The organism is Vibrio sp. SCSIO 43009, assembly GCF_023716525.1.
Classification (GTDB): domain Bacteria; phylum Pseudomonadota; class Gammaproteobacteria; order Enterobacterales; family Vibrionaceae; genus Vibrio; species Vibrio alginolyticus.
Genome location: NZ_CP071842.1, coordinates 3,132,360 through 3,150,803 on the forward strand (window position 1 = coordinate 3,132,360; position 18,444 = coordinate 3,150,803).

Below are 18,444 nucleotides of genomic sequence, written 5' to 3' on the forward strand. Positions count from 1 at the left end.
AGGCGCTAGGTCTTTAATTAAAACCGGTGTTGAAAGCCAAGAGTAAGTGCGTTCAAGCGTGCCTGGTCTTCAGATATGCTATCAACAAACTCAAAAACAACTGCATTCTGCTTGTCCAAAGCATAATGCATACCCAAGCCAAAGCTAAAGCCTTGATCTTTATTAGGGCCTACATTTTGTTGGTCGATCTGGACACTAGAATAACCGGCAAGTCCGTAAAGTGCTACACGCTCGGAGACAGGCATATTCAACTTAATAAAACCACTCGCAAGACTATCTAGTGCAAGTCCGCTATCTCGTTGTACAGAAGTTCCGTAACGTGCTTCAAAAGCGAGGTAATCATTGAAGAAGTAACCAGCTTGCGCTTGAAGAAGGAAAGGGGTTCCCTCGGTTACTGGAGAAGAGGAATGATGAAATTCAGCGTTAGAGTAACTTACTAACGCACCAGCATAAAAATCTGCTGAGGCAGAAAATGAGCACAAGCCTAAGCTGATTGCACTCAACGCCCCTAGCCATGGTCGTTTATTAATCACGTAAGTGTTCCTTGGGTGTCGACTGACCGCTGCACATTATGAACGACGCGCGCAGTGAATGTCTGTTAACTTTTGTCAATTTTGCTTGTGCGTTTACACGCTACCGCCCGGCGGCATTACGCGTTAGCCACTGTTCGCTGATTCCCGATCCATTCGGTTTATTGATATAAATATTCTTTTTAAGCCTCACTTTTGCGACTAACCGTTCAAAAAAACAATCTTTTATAAACTCAACACAAAAGTTGGCAAATTATGCATGTATTAGCGCAAAACGGCAAGGGGGCAAAAACGTCTCAGATTTCCGTTTATGGTTCGTAAATTCTCACGAATGAGAAAAACACTGGCTGTCAGCCGCTTAAAATAGAACACCATTACGGATGCATTGAATAAAAATGTGAACGTTTGCGTAAACTCAGAGGTGGATTGAAGTAACACAGTAAAAATAAGCGTTTTGATTAAATACAACTATCAAACCTAAGCAATTCTCTATTCTCTATTCTCAGTCTTGCAACAATCTTTTCTTTAGCGTTAGGTAAATTCACATAGGAAACTGTTTACATGCTGCTTGTTTTTTAACTAAAATGAACGATGGTATGTTCTAAACAGACCAAACATCGATGTTTTAAAATCTGAAATACAAGGATTAATAATGAAGAACACAGCTCTAGCTATTCTTATGGCTCTAAGCGCATCAACTGCATTTGCAGCTGAAGAGGCAGGTTCTGCTGGTGCAGCATCTGCGTCTGCAACTGGTACAACTGCAGTAGCGGTAGGTGCAGCAGCAGCAGTAACTGTAGTAGCAGTTGCAGCGTCAGACAGCGATTCAACGTCTACTTCTACTTCTACTTCTACTTCTACTTCAGTAACTAAATAATTTTTTAGTTTTGTAGATATTGAAACAATCGCCCTGATCTATTCAGGGCGATTTTATTTGTAATGAGGGAATGATGAACACCTTTCTATCGCAAAAATGGATGCGCTTACTTATTGCCCTACCATTACTGAGCTCAATCTTTGGCTGTACACAGAAATTCAATGATGTCTCGGCGACTGTTCAAGAAGCTTATGGCAACTACATCGATGTCGAACTAACGCCAGAAGAGATTGAAGCGGTTCCTTATGCCAGCGCTTACCTGAAAATAGGCAACCAAAAACAGGTTTTTGTAGTGTTAGCCTTCGCCGAGCTAAATCCATTAACCGGCAATACACAACTAAAGTGGGTCAGTGCAGACAAAGCAATGGTGATAACAGAGAATGGCCATATTGTTAAAACCATTGGATTGCAAACCACTAACCTAGCTGGTATCTACGGTCATGTACCTGCTTACTCAAAATCATCTGTTCAATATGCGCTGTCTTACGATTGGTCTGAGCAATACCGTTACGGTTTTCAAGCTCAGGTAGAGCGATCACGTCAAGGTAAAGAAGCCGTCATAACCCCTATTTCATCTACCGATACTGATGTTTATACAGAGGTTGTAACGTTTACCAGCTTAGAAAAAAGTGTAGAGAACCAATACTGGGTAAACGGTAAAGGAGAAGTAGTGAAAACACGTCAACACTTAGGTCCAAATATGGTGCCTGTTGAATTGACGATTCTAAAAGGGTATAGCAAATCATGAATAAGCCACGACTATCTTTATTAAGCCTAAGTTTAACGGCAACGATTCTGGCGACACCTACTGCCGTTCAAGCTCAAAATCACACCTCATCACCGCTCAATATAGAAGTTGTCGGAACGGGCAAAGCATTGCAGTTCCAACAAGCGGCACGTTTAGAGAGCGTACTTAAGCATGCACAAGAACAACAAGTCGCCCTGCAATACCCTTTAGCTGTGACTCTATTTGATAATTCCGAAACAGCAGTGCAAGAAAGTACTGCCTTAAAGAATTCGGTGTTGAGTCAAATGATTCAACATAATTTAGTTGCGCACCCATTTTACAAGTTTATCCAACAAAGCCAGTTTGCACCTCGCGTACTGTCGTCCATTGATATTGATCGCATCCGTCTGGATAAATTTGATAACCCCCTTTTACAAGGTCAACTTGCGTTAAGTGCACCAAAACGCAAAGAGAAAGTGTTGTATGTGGGTAACTTGGAAAAAGTCTACGCAGTAGAAAACCAAGCGGGTATTCCTCTGCACGAACAGATCACTAATCTACGTTCAAGCGATATTGGTGAACTTGCTTATCCGCCAATCCTGATTTACCCAGATGGCAAGGTTGTTCATCCTCACCATGGCAGTTGGTTAACCACTCAATATTACTTACCACCACTTACCATGGTGTACATCCCATTTGATGAGTTCGAAAAATCACAAATGGATAAAGATATTGTTGCTCTGCTTGCACAACGTAAGCCAACCTCGTCGAAGAATTAAATATGAACCTGATCAGAACCAGTTTATCTCTTTCTTTAATGGGTCCAGCGTTGGTTTGGGCTCAAGATATGCCTTTTGAAGCACCACCATTGCAGCCATCACAGATGGACTTTGGTGGTGTCGGCTTAATGCAGATGCCAACCGGTCGTATGGCACCTGAAGGCGAGTTTAACTTTGCTGTTACAGGCAGCGATGAGTACCTTTTCTATAATGTCACACTACAAGTGATGCCCTGGCTAGAAACTACTATTCGCTACACAACAGTAAAAGACATTCTATACAATGATAACCCAGACTTTTCCGGTGATAACAAATACACTGACAAAGGCATCGATTTTAAGGTTAGACTTTTGCAAGAATCTGAGTACTTACCAGAACTTTCTGTTGGTGTACGTGACTTTGCAGGCACCGGCCTTTTTGATGGTGAATTTGTTGCCGCGACAAAACGCTACTCCAGCCCAAATCTTGGTACCTTTGATTTTACTTTAGGTATAGGCTGGGGTTACTTAGGAACGCGTGACAACATCAGCAACCCAGCCTGTAAATTATCAGACAAATTCTGTGAGCGCCCTTCAGACTACAAAGGTAATGGCGGTAGTGTAGATTTCGAGCGCTGGTTTAAAGGCCCCGCAGCTTTATTTGGTGGTATAGAATATCAAACTTTACATGCACCGCTGCGCTTTAAACTTGAATATGACAGCAACGATTACAGCGAAGATTTCCCTGTGGTACATGGTGGTGTAGACATGACACCTCATACGCCTTGGAACTTTGGTGTTCTATATCGTTTAGGGCATATGGCAGATTTGCGCTTGAGCTACGAGCGCGGTGATACGTTAGTTGCAGGCGTAAGCCTTTACACAAACTTCAATGATATGCCATCTTTCTGGCGTGATACACCAACACCAGAAGTTGAAGACAAGCAGCCAGAGCAACTGTCTGATGTAGATTGGGAACGTGTTACCGAGGAGCTGGATAAAATTGCTGGCTATCAAAATACCCAATTCTATGTTAAAGACAATACCATTTCGGTTGTCGGCGAGCAGAAAAAGTATCGTGATCGCAATGAAGCTCATGAAAAAGCGGCGGCAGTCCTTTATAACGAAATGCCAGACAACATCGATTCCTTTACTATCAATGAACGCAGTCGCGGTCTGATCGGCGCTCAAACGGTTATCTCCAAAGAGAAATACCGTGACTTTGCAGAAGTTAACTACATCAATCCAAATATCGAAGATGCAACATTAACCTCGAGCGATAAACCGCAAGATAAACCTGCTTACGATGGTTTTGAGCGCTTTGATTGGGGCTTCTCACCAAAACTGGCTCAGACCTTAGGCAACCCAGAAGAGTTCTATCTGTTCAGTGTCGGTTTAAGTGGCAGCGCGTCTTACTGGCTGACAGATAACCTAGAAATTGGTGGCTCGCTATACTGGGATTGGTACAACAACTACGACAAGTTTAACTACGTCACCCCACCAGACGGCACTTCGATTCCTCGTGTACGTACAATGTTCCGTGCTTATCAAAATGAACACGCGGTAACCATGTCCAACCTGCAGTTAACTTGGCTCCAAGAGTACTCAGATACCATGGATCAGCAATTCTACGCGGGTTATCTGGAGAGCATGTTTGCTGGAGTCGGTACCGAGTTTCTTTACCGTCCACAAGGAGCTAACTGGGCGATTGGCGCTGACGTCAACGTAATTTCTCAACGTGATCCACAAAGTTACTTCGGTGTTTACGATGAGAAATGGCAAAACGTGCCAGAATATGGACGTCCGTTCCAAGTTATTGATAAAGGCTTCACTGGTTTTGTATCTGGCTACTACTACCCTCAATGGGAATTCCTACAAGATTTGATGATCCAAGTCGATGTTGGTCAGTTCCTAGCTGGTGATGTTGGTACACAAATCAATGTTTCTAAGCAGTTCAAGAGTGGCGTAATTGCTGGTGCCTTTGCGTCATTTACAGACTTGTCTGCGGATGAATTTGGTGAAGGTAGCTTTACCAAAGGTTTCTACTTGTCGATTCCATTTGACATCATGACCGTTAAGCCAAGCAACAATCGTGCGAACTTTAGTTGGCAGCCTCTTACTCGTGACGGAGGACAGAAACTCGGACGTAAATACAGCTTGATTGAGTTGACCGATGAGCGAAACCCTTGGTATCAAAGGCCTAACCGTTCGGATGTGGAATAATAAAGTAACCAAGGGAGCTTCGGCTCCCTTTTTCATATCTAGATACTGAGTCATAGAAGACTCAAACCTATCTTCCTGCTTCCAATAGCGCTACTTTTCGTTTCTTGCTAGAATTCCTGAGAAAATTTTAATCTATGGTGGAAGTTCTATGATCATCGTAACTGGTGGCGCTGGCATGATCGGCAGCAACATTGTTAAAGCACTAAACGAAGCTGGTATTAACGATATCCTGGTTGTCGACAACCTAAAAAATGGCAAAAAGTTTAAGAACTTAGTTGATCTGGACATCACAGATTACATGGATCGTGACGACTTTCTGACCCAAATTATGGCGGGCGATGATTTTGGTCCGATTGAGGCAATTTTCCACGAAGGTGCTTGCTCTGCAACGACTGAGTGGGATGGTAAGTACATGATGCTAAACAATTACGAGTACTCTAAAGAGCTGCTGCATTACTGTTTAGATCGCGAGATTCCATTCCTATACGCTTCTTCCGCAGCCACTTACGGCGATACAGAGACTTTCGTTGAAGAACGCGAATACGAAGGCGCACTGAATGTATACGGTTACTCGAAACAGCAGTTTGATAACTACGTTCGTCGCCTATGGCAAGACGCTGAAGAGCATGGTGAGACCCTTTCTCAAATCACCGGCTTCCGCTACTTCAACGTATATGGCCCACGTGAAGACCACAAAGGTAGCATGGCATCAGTTGCGTTCCACCTAAACAACCAACTTAACGCAGGTGAAAATCCTAAATTGTTCGCGGGCAGCGAATCATTCAAACGCGACTTCGTTTACGTTGGTGATGTATGTAAAGTAAACCTGTGGTTCTTAGAAAACGGCGTATCAGGTATTTTTAACTGTGGTACTGGCCGTGCTGAATCTTTTGAAGAGGTAGCAAAAGCAGTTATCAAGCATCATGGCAAAGGCCAAATTGAAACCATCCCATTCCCTGAGCACCTAAAAGGCGCTTACCAAGAATTCACACAAGCGGATCTGACCAAACTGCGCACCGCAGGTTGTGATGTTGAATTCAAGACAGTTGCAGAAGGCGTTGCCGAATACTTGACTATCCAAAACAGTTAAGCACCATAAGGTGGTAGAACCATAACCTGCCACCTTTACTCAAGTGCAATAGCCTGTATCATTCCTAACTATCTTTTTCTCATTTAAACCACTTCGCCCGCACACGAATAGGTAACTAGACACGCCATGACCATAAAACGTGATGACTTCGACCCTAAAGCATATAACCCTGAGTTTAAGCGCCACTTTCTGTCGCCTAAGTACTGGGGCACGTGGTTAGGTGTTATCTTATTTTTACCGTTATCATTAATGCCTCTGGGTTTACAAAAGTGGTTAGCGAAAACCATAGCCAAAAAACTGTGTAAATCCCACAAAGGTCCAGCTCACCGAGCGAGGGTTAACTTTGAGCTGTGTTTTCCGGAAAAGTCGTTCCAAGAACGTGAAACTTTGATAGAAAAAACACTCTATACAGCAGCCATGTTCTTTTTTCGCTTCGGGTTACTAAGTTTACGCTCACCAAAATGGCTTCAGAACCGTTGCCAAATTCGCGGCCTAGACATTTTACGACAGCACATTGATAACAACGAAAATGTGATTTTAATGGTTCCCCATTCTTGGGCCATTGATGTGCCTGCTATCTTGCTCGCGTCAATGGGAATGCCAGTTTCTGCAATGGCGAAGAAACAAAAGAATGATATTGCTGACTGGCTAATGCACAAGCAAAGAGTCCAATACGGTGGCCGTGTTTATGAACGCTCAGGTGGCATTAAGCCTTTTCTGAAATCCATTCGAGATGGCTATGTAGGGTATTATCTACCCGATCAAGATCACGGCCCAGAGCATAGTGTGTTTGTAGATTTTTTTGCAACACGTAAAGCAACGCTACCTGGTTTAGGCAAAATTGCGAAACTATCACGCTCAAAAGTACTGCCTCTATTTGCGTCGATGAACACTGAAGATGGTACGTTTGACATTGAGATTTTACCAGCGTTTGAGCTGGATAAAGGCGAAGAGCAAGACGCTCGTACCTGTAATGAAGCCATTGAATATTTTGTCGGTGATAAACCCGAACAATATATGTGGGTACTACAGTTGCTGCACTCTCAAGAAGACGGCAATAACTATTACAATATCTTCAAGCCTAGATATGATACTGATTGGCAAGTAAATAAATGAAAAAGATTTTAGTTATTGGCCCTGCGTGGGTCGGCGATATGGTAATGTCGCAATCGTTATATATCGTATTAAAGCAACGCCATCCAGATAGCCAAATTGACGTTATCGCTCCAGGATGGTGTAAACCGATTCTTGAGCGTATGCCAGAAATCCACCAAGCGATTGAAATGCCTATCGGTCATGGTGAGTTTAACTTATTAGGCCGCAGGGAAATTGGTAAATCAATACGTGAAAAGCAATATGACCACGCCTATATATTGCCTAAGTCAGCGAAATCAGCACTGATCCCATGGTTTGCCAACATTCCTCTTCGTACTGGCTGGAAGGGAGAAATGCGCTTTGGTTTATTGAACGACTTACGCCCTAACATGAAGTCTTTTCAGTACATGGTAGAGCGCTATGTAGCGTTAGCTTATCCAAAAGCAGAAATGGTGGATTCTAACTCTCTCGGCGGGCTTGAAACCTTGCCTCGCCCACGCCTTGCAATCAACGCGGCAGAGCAACAAGCCACGCTCAAAAAGTTCAACTTAGCCCAAGACCAACCAACCATTGGACTATGCCCAGGAGCAGAGTTTGGTCCCGCCAAAAAATGGCCCGAAACACACTACGCTGAAGTTGCGACGCAAATGGCTCGATCTGGGCATCAAATCTGGTTGTTTGGTTCTCAAAAGGACTTAGAGACTTGTAACAATATTCGCGCACTTGTTCCGACGCAATTCCATGAGCACATTCACGTTCTAGCAGGCCAAACCAGCTTAATTGAAGCGGTCGACCTACTTGCTGCATGTAAGACTGTTGTCGCGAATGACTCAGGCTTAATGCATGTGGCAGCTGCGGTTGGTTGTAATGTTGTTGCAGTGTATGGCTCAACTTCACCGAAGTACACACCCCCACTCGCAGAAAAAGTGGAGATTGTTCATACCGATATTGATTGTCGCCCTTGTTTCCAGCGCGAATGTCAATACAAACACCTTAAGTGCTTGACAGAACTTTCGCCTAAGCAAGTGCTAGATAGCATCCAAAAACTTGACGCCATTACGATAAGCTCATGTTAGTTCGTATTGTTTATACCTTACTACTCGCTCTAGCGTCACCGCTGCTTTTATTTGGTTTGTACAAGAGCAAACCAAATAAGCCTAAGTTCGGCTCTCGCTGGAAAGAGCACTTTGGTATCACTCCCAAGCTAAAAAGCAACGACAAACCTATTTGGATACATGCCGTATCTGTTGGTGAAAGCATAGCAGCAACACCTTTAATTAAAGCCCTTAAGGAACAAAACCCCGAACAATCTATTCTAGTTACTACAACAACAAGTACCGGAGCTGAACAGATTGCTAAGTTGGGTGATTTAATTGAACACCGCTATATGCCAATTGACTTTGGTTTTGCTATCAAAGGTTTTCTTAAAGCAGTACAACCAAAACAGATGTTGATCATCGAGACTGAGCTGTGGCCAAACACGCTTCACAATGTTCACAAAGCGGGTATCCCTATAACTGTCGTGAATGCACGCCTATCTGAAAAATCGTGTCAGAACTACGCCAAAATACAGCGGCTTTTTAACCAGCTTCATCCATGCCTAACTCAAGTACTCTGCCAAACGGATTCAGATGCAGAGCGCTTCGAACGCTTAGGCGTTGAGAAAAAGAAACTATCCGTTACTGGCTCGATTAAGTTCGATATTCAAATATCAGAGCAAGTGAAACAGCAAGGACAGCAACTTCGAGCCCAACTTGGAAACGATCGTCCGATTTGGATTGCAGCTAGCACCCACAAAGGCGAGGACGAACAGGTATTAGATGCACATAGACAAGTTTTAAAATCTCATCCAAATGCATTACTTATTTTGGTTCCTCGCCATCCGGAACGATTTGATGATGTATTCACGCTTTGCCAACAGCAAGGATTTAAAACTGTGCGTCGTACTTCAACGCATGCAGTAGAGACGAATACTCAAGTATATCTCGGTGATACTATGGGTGAGATGCTAACTTTGATAGGCGCAGCGGATATCTGCTTTATGGGCGGAAGCCTAATTGGAGATAAGGTTGGTGGGCACAATGTATTAGAACCCGCAGCACTGGGAGTCCCTGTAATCACGGGACCTAGTTATTACAACTTTACAGAAATCGTTAATATTCTTAAAAAACATTCGTTCTGTGATGTCATTAAAGAAAAAAATGAAATTCACACATTGATAGAGAAACAGTTTTCATCTAGTGTAAATTCTAAAAAATCAGACAGTGAAAGATTTATCACTAATTATAAAAACATTGTAAACAAAATAGTAACAGTAATCTTTGAGAAAAAATAGTGAAAAGCATTATTACGTATAAGAGGATTCAATCTAATTATGAGAACGTATGTTACGTAAACTCAATTTTTGCACTTTTTTTATACTTATATATTAATAAAGGCAGCCATAATACACTGTTCATTAGTCATGTAGATTTCCAAGGCCTGTTAGCGAATAGTAAATTAGACAATGTAGTTATTATAAACACTAAACTTAATAAAAATTGGGACTCATTGCTTTACAAATTTGGAGTTCTAAAATATGACATCACGACTCTAGTTAAAAATAAAAAATTCTTTGGTCATGACCATCTCACTTATGCATTTCTATTTGATTTATCTCACGGTTCAGTACTAGAAGATGGCGCCGGAAACTATAATGGCCCAATATCATTCAAAAAAAGAGTAAAACGCGCTTTAAAAGGCAGAGTTATTTCTCCTTTAGGCTATAGTAATAAAATAACCAGTGTTTACTTATCTAAGCCAGAGCTTGTGGACTCTCAATTACAAAACAAAGCAAAAGCATTCGATGTAGTTGAAATGTTGGACTACACAAGAAGTTTTGGTTTAAAAATGATACTAACACATAACTTCGAATCTCTTAGTGGAAAAAACATCTTATTTACTCAACCTATCAGCGATCTAGTAACGGAAGATGGAAAAATAGAGCTGTACAAAGAAATTTATGAGAAATATAACATTACAGTAATAAAGCCACATCCTCGTGAATGTACAGATTATACTGAGCACTTTTCTTGTTTAGTTATAGATAAGTTCATACCAGCTGAAGTTATTATTTCCCCGAATGATAAGAACGTTCACCTTTATACTTTGAACTCAACCTCCGTACTAAACCTAAAAGAAGTCAATGACAATATACAGGTTGATTTACTTGCACTGGATCTACACGATTTCCTTACACAGTGGAAAAAAGAAAAAAAGAAAAAATATTAAAAATATTAAAAATATTAAAAATATTATGTCATATAATGCGTTGTTACAAGGCATTATATGACATAAGGAAATAACAAACTTGAGTGTTATCGTAGTTCTTGAGAATCAAGAATGTAGCGCTCCAAAGTAGTCTCATCTAAAATAAAACTTAGAGATTACTTTGTAGAACAACCTCATAATACCAATTACCGACAAACAATATCTCTCATATCTCAGCTGTATAATTAGCTGTATTGATGCTCTAAATATACAGTTTAGATAGTTCTTTAAGCGAGCGCCGCTCTTCTGCATTTATTTTAGAGGCATTAGCGCTAATATCAATATATTTACCTAAACTGCTCGCTAGTTCATCAAATGTAGAAAAACTACAGAGTTCAACATTTTGTGCATCTTTAAAAAACAGTTCATTGTGACTTCCTTTCGCCACATAAACCTTACCTTGCCCCCACTTCATCAGTTGACGGGCGGTACTAGCCCCACCTCTGGGTTGAAGCACAAGATGGGTGCACGACATCACAACAGCCGTGTAAGCTAGTGGGGGAAGTGAAGTTATGACAGACACATCGACTGTTTGCTTCTTTATCTTTTGCAAATAGGTTAAATAAAGATCTAAAAGAAGACGTTTTCGCCACTGCTTTACAGGCCACATCACAACAAACTTGTATTCCTTGTGCACTCCAGCTTTTATGAATGCACGCAACATCGCTTTAATGTTTTGATATTTAAATGCATTAGGTTTAGTACCTAAAAGGATACTTTTTTTCTTATTTTTTTCGTCTGCATAAACAGAAATCGCCAGAGTCTCAGCAGATTTAGTGGGTAATGTGTCGAAGACAACACTAGAATCAACAAGACAAAAATCACACCTTTCTAATACTTGGCTCAACTTCTCACGAAACGCACTATTTAAAGCAATAAACTGCTCTTGTTGACTTAAAACCCAAAGATCATTCTCTGTAATGTTAAGCTTAACATCTGTAACTAAGCGTCCATGTTTATCTTTGCACCAAAGCCATCTGTCAACCTCATCATCCGTGATAAACATATAACACTTGCTCTTCATTTGTGGACTAAGCTCGAGAACCTCTCGAATTTGAGCAGAGTTAAGTGCACTCAGAGAGAAATAAGTTATCGTTGAAGCGTTCAAAAAAATAGAGTTGTTCACCTTCTCGTAAGAAAAGTAAGTGACTCCATCAATTTTCTTAGGGTACTGAGATTCAATATCACCACATCCGAAAATGACGACACCTAACGTCTCGTGATTAATGCCAGCTTTCTCAATTAAGGCATCAATAAACAGAGGGGAAAAGTAGTCTGTGCTAGACACTAAAAAAATATGTTTAATCTCGTTGCTTTGCATTTTTACAATTCCATGCGCCCTAAAACATTTTTTATAGCATTAATAACATAAGACTGCTCACTATCACTCATATTGAAGTACAGTGGTAGTCTTACCAAGCGCTCACTTTCTTGTGTCGTATATATATCACTGCCGACAAACCGACCAAACTGTTGGCCAGCTGGTGAGCTATGCAATGGAATATAGTGAAACGCAGAAACTATGCCCTCTTCACGAAGCATTTCAATAAACTGGCTTCTCAATTCCAGATTTTCCAGTTTCAAGTAGAACATATGCGCATTGTGCTGACATTCAAAAGGAACAGTTGGCACTTCTATATTGTGTTTTGCGGCAAGAGGCGTAAGCTCATCTAGATATTTTCGCCAAATTTGTAGCCGTCTTTGGTTAATCCTTTCAGCTTCTTCAAGCTGTCCCCAAAGGTATGCTGCTTGTATCTCACTTGGAAGCAAACTACTACCAAGATCAACCCAAGTATATTTGTCTACCATGCCACGGAAGAACAAGCTTCGGTTCGTCCCCTTCTCTCTGACAATTTCTGCACGCTCCACAAAAGATTGGTCATTAATAAGAAGTAGTCCACCTTCACCACCGGACGTATAATTTTTCGTCTCATGAAAACTATATGCACCTAGATGGCCAATTGCCCCCAACGCTTTTCCTTTGTAAGTAGACATCACACCTTGAGCTGCATCTTCAATAACAATGAGTTTATACTTCTCTGCAATACTCATGATCGTGTCCATCTCACAAGCAACACCAGCATAATGTACAGGTACAATAGCAACCGTTTTTTCAGTGACTGCAGCCTCAATTTTGGTTTCATCAATGTTCATCGTATCTGGACGAATATCAACAAACACCACTTTTGCACCACGCAGTACAAATGCATTCGCAGTGCTAACAAAAGTGTAGCTTGGCATAATCACTTCATCACCAGGCTGAATATCGATCAGTAAAGCGGCGAGTTCAAGCGCATGGGTACATGAAGGCGTTAACAAAGTCTTAATACAGCTCGCTCTGTTTTCAAACCAACTCTCGCATCGTTCAGAAAGTGGCCCATCTCCCGAGAGTTTACTTCCTTGGATAGCTTGCTCAATAAAGCTAAGCTCTTTACCTACAACTGGGGGCTTATTAAATGGAATCATTAATCTATCTCTCTGGGGTTACAATCAATAGAATTTCATTCTAAATTTATTGATCGGCAAGAAATCTCGAGCTTGGTTTTCTTCCTTCACTACTGCTTTGGTGATTTTCAACAAGCCTTTACCACAAATTACAACGGGGCAGCCATTTTCAACAAATATCACTTTACCAACATGCCTATGCTCACAAACCACATCCTGTACTACTTCAGCATCCAAGACCACCACTTTATTCTCATCAACATTAGTAATAGCCCCAGAATATGGGTACCCTACAGAATCAATAAATCGTTTAATGTATGTAGAACTTTGATTCCAATCGATCTCATAATCAGATTCGTCTCGCCATATTGAATATGTCGCTAATGACTCATCTTGTTGTGAGGATTTTATTTCTCTTCCGGAATGTAAACTATTAAATATCAAATCTGCCAGTTTTATATAATTGAGGTTATTCACTTCAATTGCATCAGATAATTTCATTGGATAGTCAATAAATGAAGCAGCTTGTGCAATAATATCACCTTTATCATACTCATCTGAACCAAATAGAGCTGTAACACCAATTTCATGCTCACCATTAATTAAACTATTCACTAGCGGAGCAAAGCCTCTATATCGAGGTAAAATAGAGTCATGGAAAACAATTAACTTGCTATCTTCGATACTTCTAATCATCCAGCGCCATGACACTGCTAACACATAGGATTCTTGAGGTATTGTGTAAGTGTCATTATGATAATAATACTGAACACCGTTGTTGATAGCTAATTGTCTCAAATTTTCACTATAATCATCTTTAATATTTTTATCTTTTCCTATAACAAGGAAATCAACAATTTCTCGATATTTTTCAAATAAAAGGGTAGCAACTTCATACCCTTTTTTAGTCATCGCATGTAATACTATTTTTTTACACATAACAATACCTGAAGCTTGGACTCGTTTTGGGTAATCTCTATTTAGCTTGATGAGCAATCATCACAAATAATTTTATTTAAGTATTGTCCATAGTCATTTTTTAACATTGGTTGAGCAAATTGGATAACTTGAGAAGTAGATAACCACCCATTGCGCCACGCAATCTCTTCTAAACAGGCAACTTTAAGACCTTGAACATTTTCAATGGTTTGAACAAACGAAGAGGCTTCATGCAGGCTTTCATGTGTTCCAGTATCTAACCAAGCAAAGCCGCGCCCTAGTAATTGAACATTCAGGTCACCTTGCTCAAGGTACATTTGGTTTAGCGTCGAAATCTCTAACTCACCACGAGATGAAGGTTTGACTTTTTTTGCCAATTCGACGACTCGGTTATCATAAAAATACAGCCCAGTGACAGCATAATTGGATTTAGGCTTTACTGGTTTTTCTTCAATCGAAATCGCCTGCATATTGGCATCAAATTCTACAACGCCAAATCGCTCTGGATCTTTAACCTGATAACCGAATACCGTCGCACCACGGCTCTTCATCGCAGCTTGCTGAAGAATAGGAGTGAACCCTTGCCCATAAAAGATGTTGTCACCCAGCACCAAACATACTGAGTCATCGCCAATGAATTCTTCACCAATGATGAAGGCTTGAGCTAAGCCATCTGGGCTTGGTTGAATCGCGTATTGCAACTCAATGCCAAACTCTGAGCCATCACCTAACAAGCGCTGAAAACCTTCTTGGTCTTCTGGTGTGGTGATGATCAAGATTTCACGAATGCCAGCAAGCATAAGTACCGACAACGGATAGTAAATCATTGGTTTGTCATAAACCGGCAGTAACTGCTTAGAGACACCGCGTGTAATAGGGTAAAGGCGAGTGCCCGAGCCACCTGCTAAAATAATGCCTTTCATTATTCGCCCGCTCCTAATCGCTCTAAACTGTATGAACCATCAAGCACACGTTGCCACCATTGTGGGTTGTTTAGGTACCATTCGACGGTTTTGCGAATACCGCTTTCAAACGTTTCTTCTGGTGTCCAGCCAAGCTCTTGAGCGATCTTGGTGGCATCAATTGCGTAACGCACATCATGACCGGGGCGATCTTTCACATACGTGATCAAAGATTCATAAGACTCGACCCCGGCCGGCTTGTTTGGTTGCAGCTCTTCAAGCAAAGCACAAATGGTTTTCACCACTTCGATGTTGGCTTTTTCGTTATGGCCACCAATGTTGTAGGTTTCACCGACTTCACCTTCGTTGACCACTTTGTACAGCGCGCGAGCATGGTCTTCCACAAACAGCCAATCTCGGATTTGCATACCATCGCCATACACAGGCAACGGCTTGCCATCGAGGGCATTTAAAATCATCAGAGGGATCAACTTCTCTGGGAAGTGGTACGGGCCATAGTTGTTGGAGCAATTCGTGATAAGTGTTGGTAAACCATAAGTGCGTTGCCAAGCGCGAACCAGGTGATCGCTCGAAGCTTTAGATGCAGAATATGGGCTGCTCGGCGCGTATGAGGTGGTTTCGGTGAACAAATCATCCGTACCCTCTAGATCGCCATACACTTCATCCGTAGAAATATGATGAAAACGGAATGCCGATTGGCGCGCTTCATCTAAGCCCGACCAATATTGACGAGCCGCTTCAAGCAAATGGTAAGTGCCCATCACGTTAGTCTCAATAAAAGCAGCAGGACCATCAATAGAGCGATCGACATGAGACTCGGCGGCCAAATGCATCACCCTATCGGGTTGATGCTCTGAAAACACGCGATCTAGTTCAGCTCGGTCACAGATATCTACTTGCTCAAAATAGTAACGTTCACTCTCTGAGACATCAACCAGTGATTCTAGATTCCCTGCGTAGGTCAGTTTATCTAAATTGATGACGGTATCTTGGGTGTCACGAATGATATGTCGGACAACAGCTGACCCAATAAAGCCTGCTCCACCGGTTACTAATATTTTCATTACAAATGTTACCTACGTTAATTTTTGTGCCATCAGATACACATGAATACTTTATGATTATTGTAGTTTATAGACTCACTCGAGCATCGTTAGACTCAAGAAGGCTTACTTAGAGCAATCAACATAAAATGATAAAAAACTCAATTAAGATTGAGAAGCATAACCGTCCTGAAAATGTTCAAAATCGGATTCTTGCCAAATAATCTGTCGCTTTAAACGCTCTTTATTAAATGAACGCAGAAGTCTATTTAGATTTTGATGCTTCCAGTCACCAGAAGTTTCAAAACGACACTTATCAAAATCGATAATCCATACCTTATCTTTGTCGTCGATCAAGATATTGTGGATATTCAAATCAGTATGGTTAACGCCAACCTGATGCATCTTGGCAATTTCTTGCCCTATTTTATGATACATTTCTACCGATAAAGACTGTTCTTGCAAGATACTAACCAGATCTCTGGCGTTTGGGATTCGCTCACTTAATAAATCAGCTTGATAGAAGAGTCCTGACTTTACGGCTCTTGCTGCAATAGGACGAGGAACGTGCACCCCAGCCTCAATTAGCGCCAACAAAAGCTGAAACTCTTGCGCACAACGGGTGTTATCCCAGCCAGAGAACCAATAATGATCGTTAACTAACTTCCCAAACAAACCGCCACGACGGTAATGACGTAGTGCCGCTTGCATGTTCTCTAGTTGGATAAACCATGTCGTGCCTCGCCCCGTCGCACTGCCAACCACCTTGTCGGAGGACTGCCAGTATTCCTCATCAAATATCGGTTGGCTAGGGTCTGTAATGATCTCGTCATCAAACCAGATCACTTGGTTGTTGTTTTTATACTGTCGAGTCATACGCTCACCCTCTAGCCTAAATACCGGCTGGCTAATATATACAACCAAGTAAATGCGGCAAACGCCAAAGCAACCATAACGGCAGCAGAGCCTATATCTTTAGCTCGACCACTGAGTTCATGCCGTTCAATACCGATACGATCCACTACCGCCTCAATTGCTGAGTTTACAAGCTCTACAATCAAGATTAATACCACGACCCCGATCATTAAGATACGCTCAACCATGCCGACATCCACTAGCCAAGCCAAAATCACGGCGATACTCAACAGAGCCAACTCTTGTCGAATGGCAGCTTCATGCTTAAAAGCCGCTTTTAATCCTTGGATCGAATAACCCGTCGCTTTAACGATGCGCTTTAGTCCGGTATTACCCGGCTTGCCAGATTCTTGCGATTGATGTGGTGTTGTCTTTGACATTGCAGAACACTTATCAGTACTTAGCTATATTCGAGCCGTGTATTTTACATTTATTGGGGATGTCTGCATAATTTACCTGCCTCTATTCATCGAATCAGACAATAATTATGTTCACTTCTGCCCCATCGTCACTATGCGTCTTGCGTTTGTCCGCTATCGGAGACGTTTGCAATACTATCGCCACCATTCAAGCTATTCAGAAACACTGGCCTTCGACCCAGATTACTTGGATAACGGGTAAACTTGAAGCCCAGTTATTAGCCGCCATCGATGGTGTAGAAGTGATTGTTTTTGATAAAAAAGCGGGACTTGATGGCTACAAATCGCTTTGGCGACAGCTGAAAGGCAGAGAGTTTGATGCGCTATTGCATATGCAGTACGCGATTCGAGCGAGTGTCGCAACGTTGGGCATTAAAGCAAAATACAAACTTGGTTTCTCTTCTGATAGAAGCCAGGACTTTCAAACACTATTTACCAATGTCAAAGTGCCTTCCCCGCAATCTCTGCATGTCGCAGATGGCTTAATGGCCTTTGCCCATCAAATTGGGGTACCAAAGGCAGAACTAGACTGGGTACTTTCTTATTCAGACCGTGACCAAGCTTGGGCAGAGTCTCATATTTCTCGTAGTAAACCTAACCTGCTGATTGTGCCTGGTGCGAGCAAAGCTTATAAAAACTGGAACGCGGAAGGTTATGTGGATGTGATTCATCACGCCAGAGCAAAAGGCTGGAACGTGATTCTGGCAGGCAGCCCGGCTCAGGTAGAATTGGACCTGGCAGAGGCCATTCAATCTCGCTTGGAAGAACCGTGTCTAAATTTAGTTGGACAAAGTTCAATTCTGCAAATGCTTGCGTTAATAGATAAGGTTGAAATGGTCATCGCCCCCGATACCGGACCAGCACACATGGCGAATGCCATGAAAACGCCAATCATCGGGCTCTATGCACACCATAATCCGCTGCGAGTGGGACCTTACCGTTATCTAAAATACGTTGTCTCAGTGTATGAAGAAACGATCTTTGCGGAAACAGGTAAAAACAGTCACGAGTTAAGCTGGCGAACTCGCGCTAAAGATGAAACGGCAATGAACCGCATTACCAGCACTCAAGTAATGAGCATGTTCGATCAAGTCTTAGAAGATTTGTATCCTCAATACCAGTAAACTTACTGTCTTGATTTGTTAAGAAGGA

General features: G+C 41.8%; 18 protein-coding genes. 10 read left to right on the forward strand and 8 right to left on the reverse strand.

Features of this window, described 5'->3' with window-relative positions; genetic code table 11:
* Positions 1 to 17: 17 nt before the first annotated feature.
* Entirely contained in the window at positions 18 to 533 is a 516-nt protein-coding gene (locus J4N43_RS14525) for a porin family protein (protein ID WP_053349727.1), read from the reverse strand.
* Positions 534 to 1,182: 649 nt separating this feature from the next.
* Here J4N43_RS14525 and J4N43_RS14530 point away from each other — a divergent pair.
* From J4N43_RS14530 to J4N43_RS14570, 9 genes are all read left to right on the forward strand, one after another.
* The gene (locus J4N43_RS14530; RefSeq protein WP_136976555.1) at positions 1,183 to 1,407 is read left to right on the forward strand and encodes a hypothetical protein; all 225 of its coding nucleotides are present in this window, start codon (positions 1,183 to 1,185) and stop codon (positions 1,405 to 1,407) included.
* A gap of 73 nt (positions 1,408 to 1,480) precedes the next feature.
* Positions 1,481 to 2,155 (forward strand): YjbF family lipoprotein, encoded by a 675-nt coding sequence (locus J4N43_RS14535; RefSeq protein ID WP_053349729.1) that lies wholly within the window; start codon positions 1,481 to 1,483, stop codon positions 2,153 to 2,155.
* Positions 2,152 to 2,913 carry a capsule biosynthesis GfcC family protein gene (locus tag J4N43_RS14540; protein ID WP_053349730.1) on the forward strand — a complete coding sequence of 254 codons (762 nt, stop codon included), beginning with the start codon at positions 2,152 to 2,154 and terminating at the stop codon, positions 2,911 to 2,913. Before J4N43_RS14535 ends, J4N43_RS14540 begins: the two co-directional genes overlap by 4 nt.
* Before the next feature lie 2 nt (positions 2,914 to 2,915).
* On the forward strand, positions 2,916 to 5,114 hold the full coding sequence (locus tag J4N43_RS14545) for a YjbH domain-containing protein (protein ID WP_053349731.1): 2,199 nt from the start codon (positions 2,916 to 2,918) through the stop codon (positions 5,112 to 5,114).
* A gap of 148 nt (positions 5,115 to 5,262) precedes the next feature.
* Entirely contained in the window at positions 5,263 to 6,204 is a 942-nt protein-coding gene (gene rfaD, locus J4N43_RS14550; protein ID WP_005379462.1) for an ADP-glyceromanno-heptose 6-epimerase, read from the forward strand.
* 126 nt (positions 6,205 to 6,330) lie between these two features.
* Positions 6,331 to 7,320, forward strand: coding sequence for a lauroyl-Kdo(2)-lipid IV(A) myristoyltransferase (gene lpxM / locus J4N43_RS14555; protein WP_053349732.1), 990 nt, complete (start codon positions 6,331 to 6,333; stop codon positions 7,318 to 7,320).
* Complete coding sequence (gene waaF, locus J4N43_RS14560) at positions 7,317 to 8,375, forward strand: lipopolysaccharide heptosyltransferase II (RefSeq protein ID WP_062730768.1); 1,059 nt, start codon at positions 7,317 to 7,319, stop codon at positions 8,373 to 8,375. Before lpxM ends, waaF begins: the two co-directional genes overlap by 4 nt.
* Positions 8,369 to 9,634 (forward strand): lipid IV(A) 3-deoxy-D-manno-octulosonic acid transferase, encoded by a 1,266-nt coding sequence (gene waaA, locus J4N43_RS14565; RefSeq protein ID WP_053349734.1) that lies wholly within the window; start codon positions 8,369 to 8,371, stop codon positions 9,632 to 9,634. Before waaF ends, waaA begins: the two co-directional genes overlap by 7 nt.
* The gene (locus tag J4N43_RS14570) at positions 9,634 to 10,569 is read left to right on the forward strand and encodes a glycosyltransferase family 52 (RefSeq protein WP_053349735.1); all 936 of its coding nucleotides are present in this window, start codon (positions 9,634 to 9,636) and stop codon (positions 10,567 to 10,569) included. Before waaA ends, J4N43_RS14570 begins: the two co-directional genes overlap by 1 nt.
* Positions 10,570 to 10,810: 241 nt before the next feature.
* Here the strand turns inward: J4N43_RS14570 and J4N43_RS14575 are convergent, their stop codons facing one another.
* The 7 genes from J4N43_RS14575 to J4N43_RS14605 all read right to left on the reverse strand — a co-directional run bounded on the left by J4N43_RS14575 (position 10,811) and on the right by J4N43_RS14605 (position 17,253).
* Positions 10,811 to 11,929 (reverse strand): hypothetical protein, encoded by a 1,119-nt coding sequence (locus tag J4N43_RS14575; RefSeq protein WP_053349736.1) that lies wholly within the window; start codon positions 11,927 to 11,929, stop codon positions 10,811 to 10,813.
* Positions 11,930 to 11,931: 2 nt separating this feature from the next.
* Entirely contained in the window at positions 11,932 to 13,074 is a 1,143-nt protein-coding gene (gene rffA / locus J4N43_RS14580; RefSeq protein ID WP_053349737.1) for a dTDP-4-amino-4,6-dideoxygalactose transaminase, read from the reverse strand.
* Between the two features lie 24 nt (positions 13,075 to 13,098).
* A complete protein-coding gene (locus tag J4N43_RS14585) occupies positions 13,099 to 13,992 on the reverse strand; it encodes a formyltransferase family protein (protein WP_053349738.1) in 894 nt (297 codons plus the stop codon).
* Positions 13,993 to 14,033: 41 nt separating this feature from the next.
* Positions 14,034 to 14,915 carry a glucose-1-phosphate thymidylyltransferase RfbA gene (gene rfbA, locus J4N43_RS14590; RefSeq protein ID WP_006742522.1) on the reverse strand — a complete coding sequence of 294 codons (882 nt, stop codon included), beginning with the start codon at positions 14,913 to 14,915 and terminating at the stop codon, positions 14,034 to 14,036.
* The gene (gene rfbB / locus J4N43_RS14595; RefSeq protein WP_132936688.1) at positions 14,915 to 15,979 is read right to left on the reverse strand and encodes a dTDP-glucose 4,6-dehydratase; all 1,065 of its coding nucleotides are present in this window, start codon (positions 15,977 to 15,979) and stop codon (positions 14,915 to 14,917) included. The genes rfbA and rfbB overlap by 1 nt, the downstream gene beginning before the upstream one ends.
* A gap of 144 nt (positions 15,980 to 16,123) precedes the next feature.
* A complete protein-coding gene (locus J4N43_RS14600) occupies positions 16,124 to 16,834 on the reverse strand; it encodes a 3-deoxy-D-manno-octulosonic acid kinase (RefSeq protein ID WP_158159541.1) in 711 nt (236 codons plus the stop codon).
* Between the two features lie 11 nt (positions 16,835 to 16,845).
* Complete coding sequence (locus J4N43_RS14605; RefSeq protein WP_158159540.1) at positions 16,846 to 17,253, reverse strand: diacylglycerol kinase; 408 nt, start codon at positions 17,251 to 17,253, stop codon at positions 16,846 to 16,848.
* Positions 17,254 to 17,360: 107 nt separating this feature from the next.
* On the opposite strand from J4N43_RS14605, the gene J4N43_RS14610 reads away from it, so the two are divergent.
* Entirely contained in the window at positions 17,361 to 18,416 is a 1,056-nt protein-coding gene (locus J4N43_RS14610) for a glycosyltransferase family 9 protein (protein ID WP_053349741.1), read from the forward strand.
* The last annotated feature ends 28 nt before the right edge of the window (positions 18,417 to 18,444 follow it).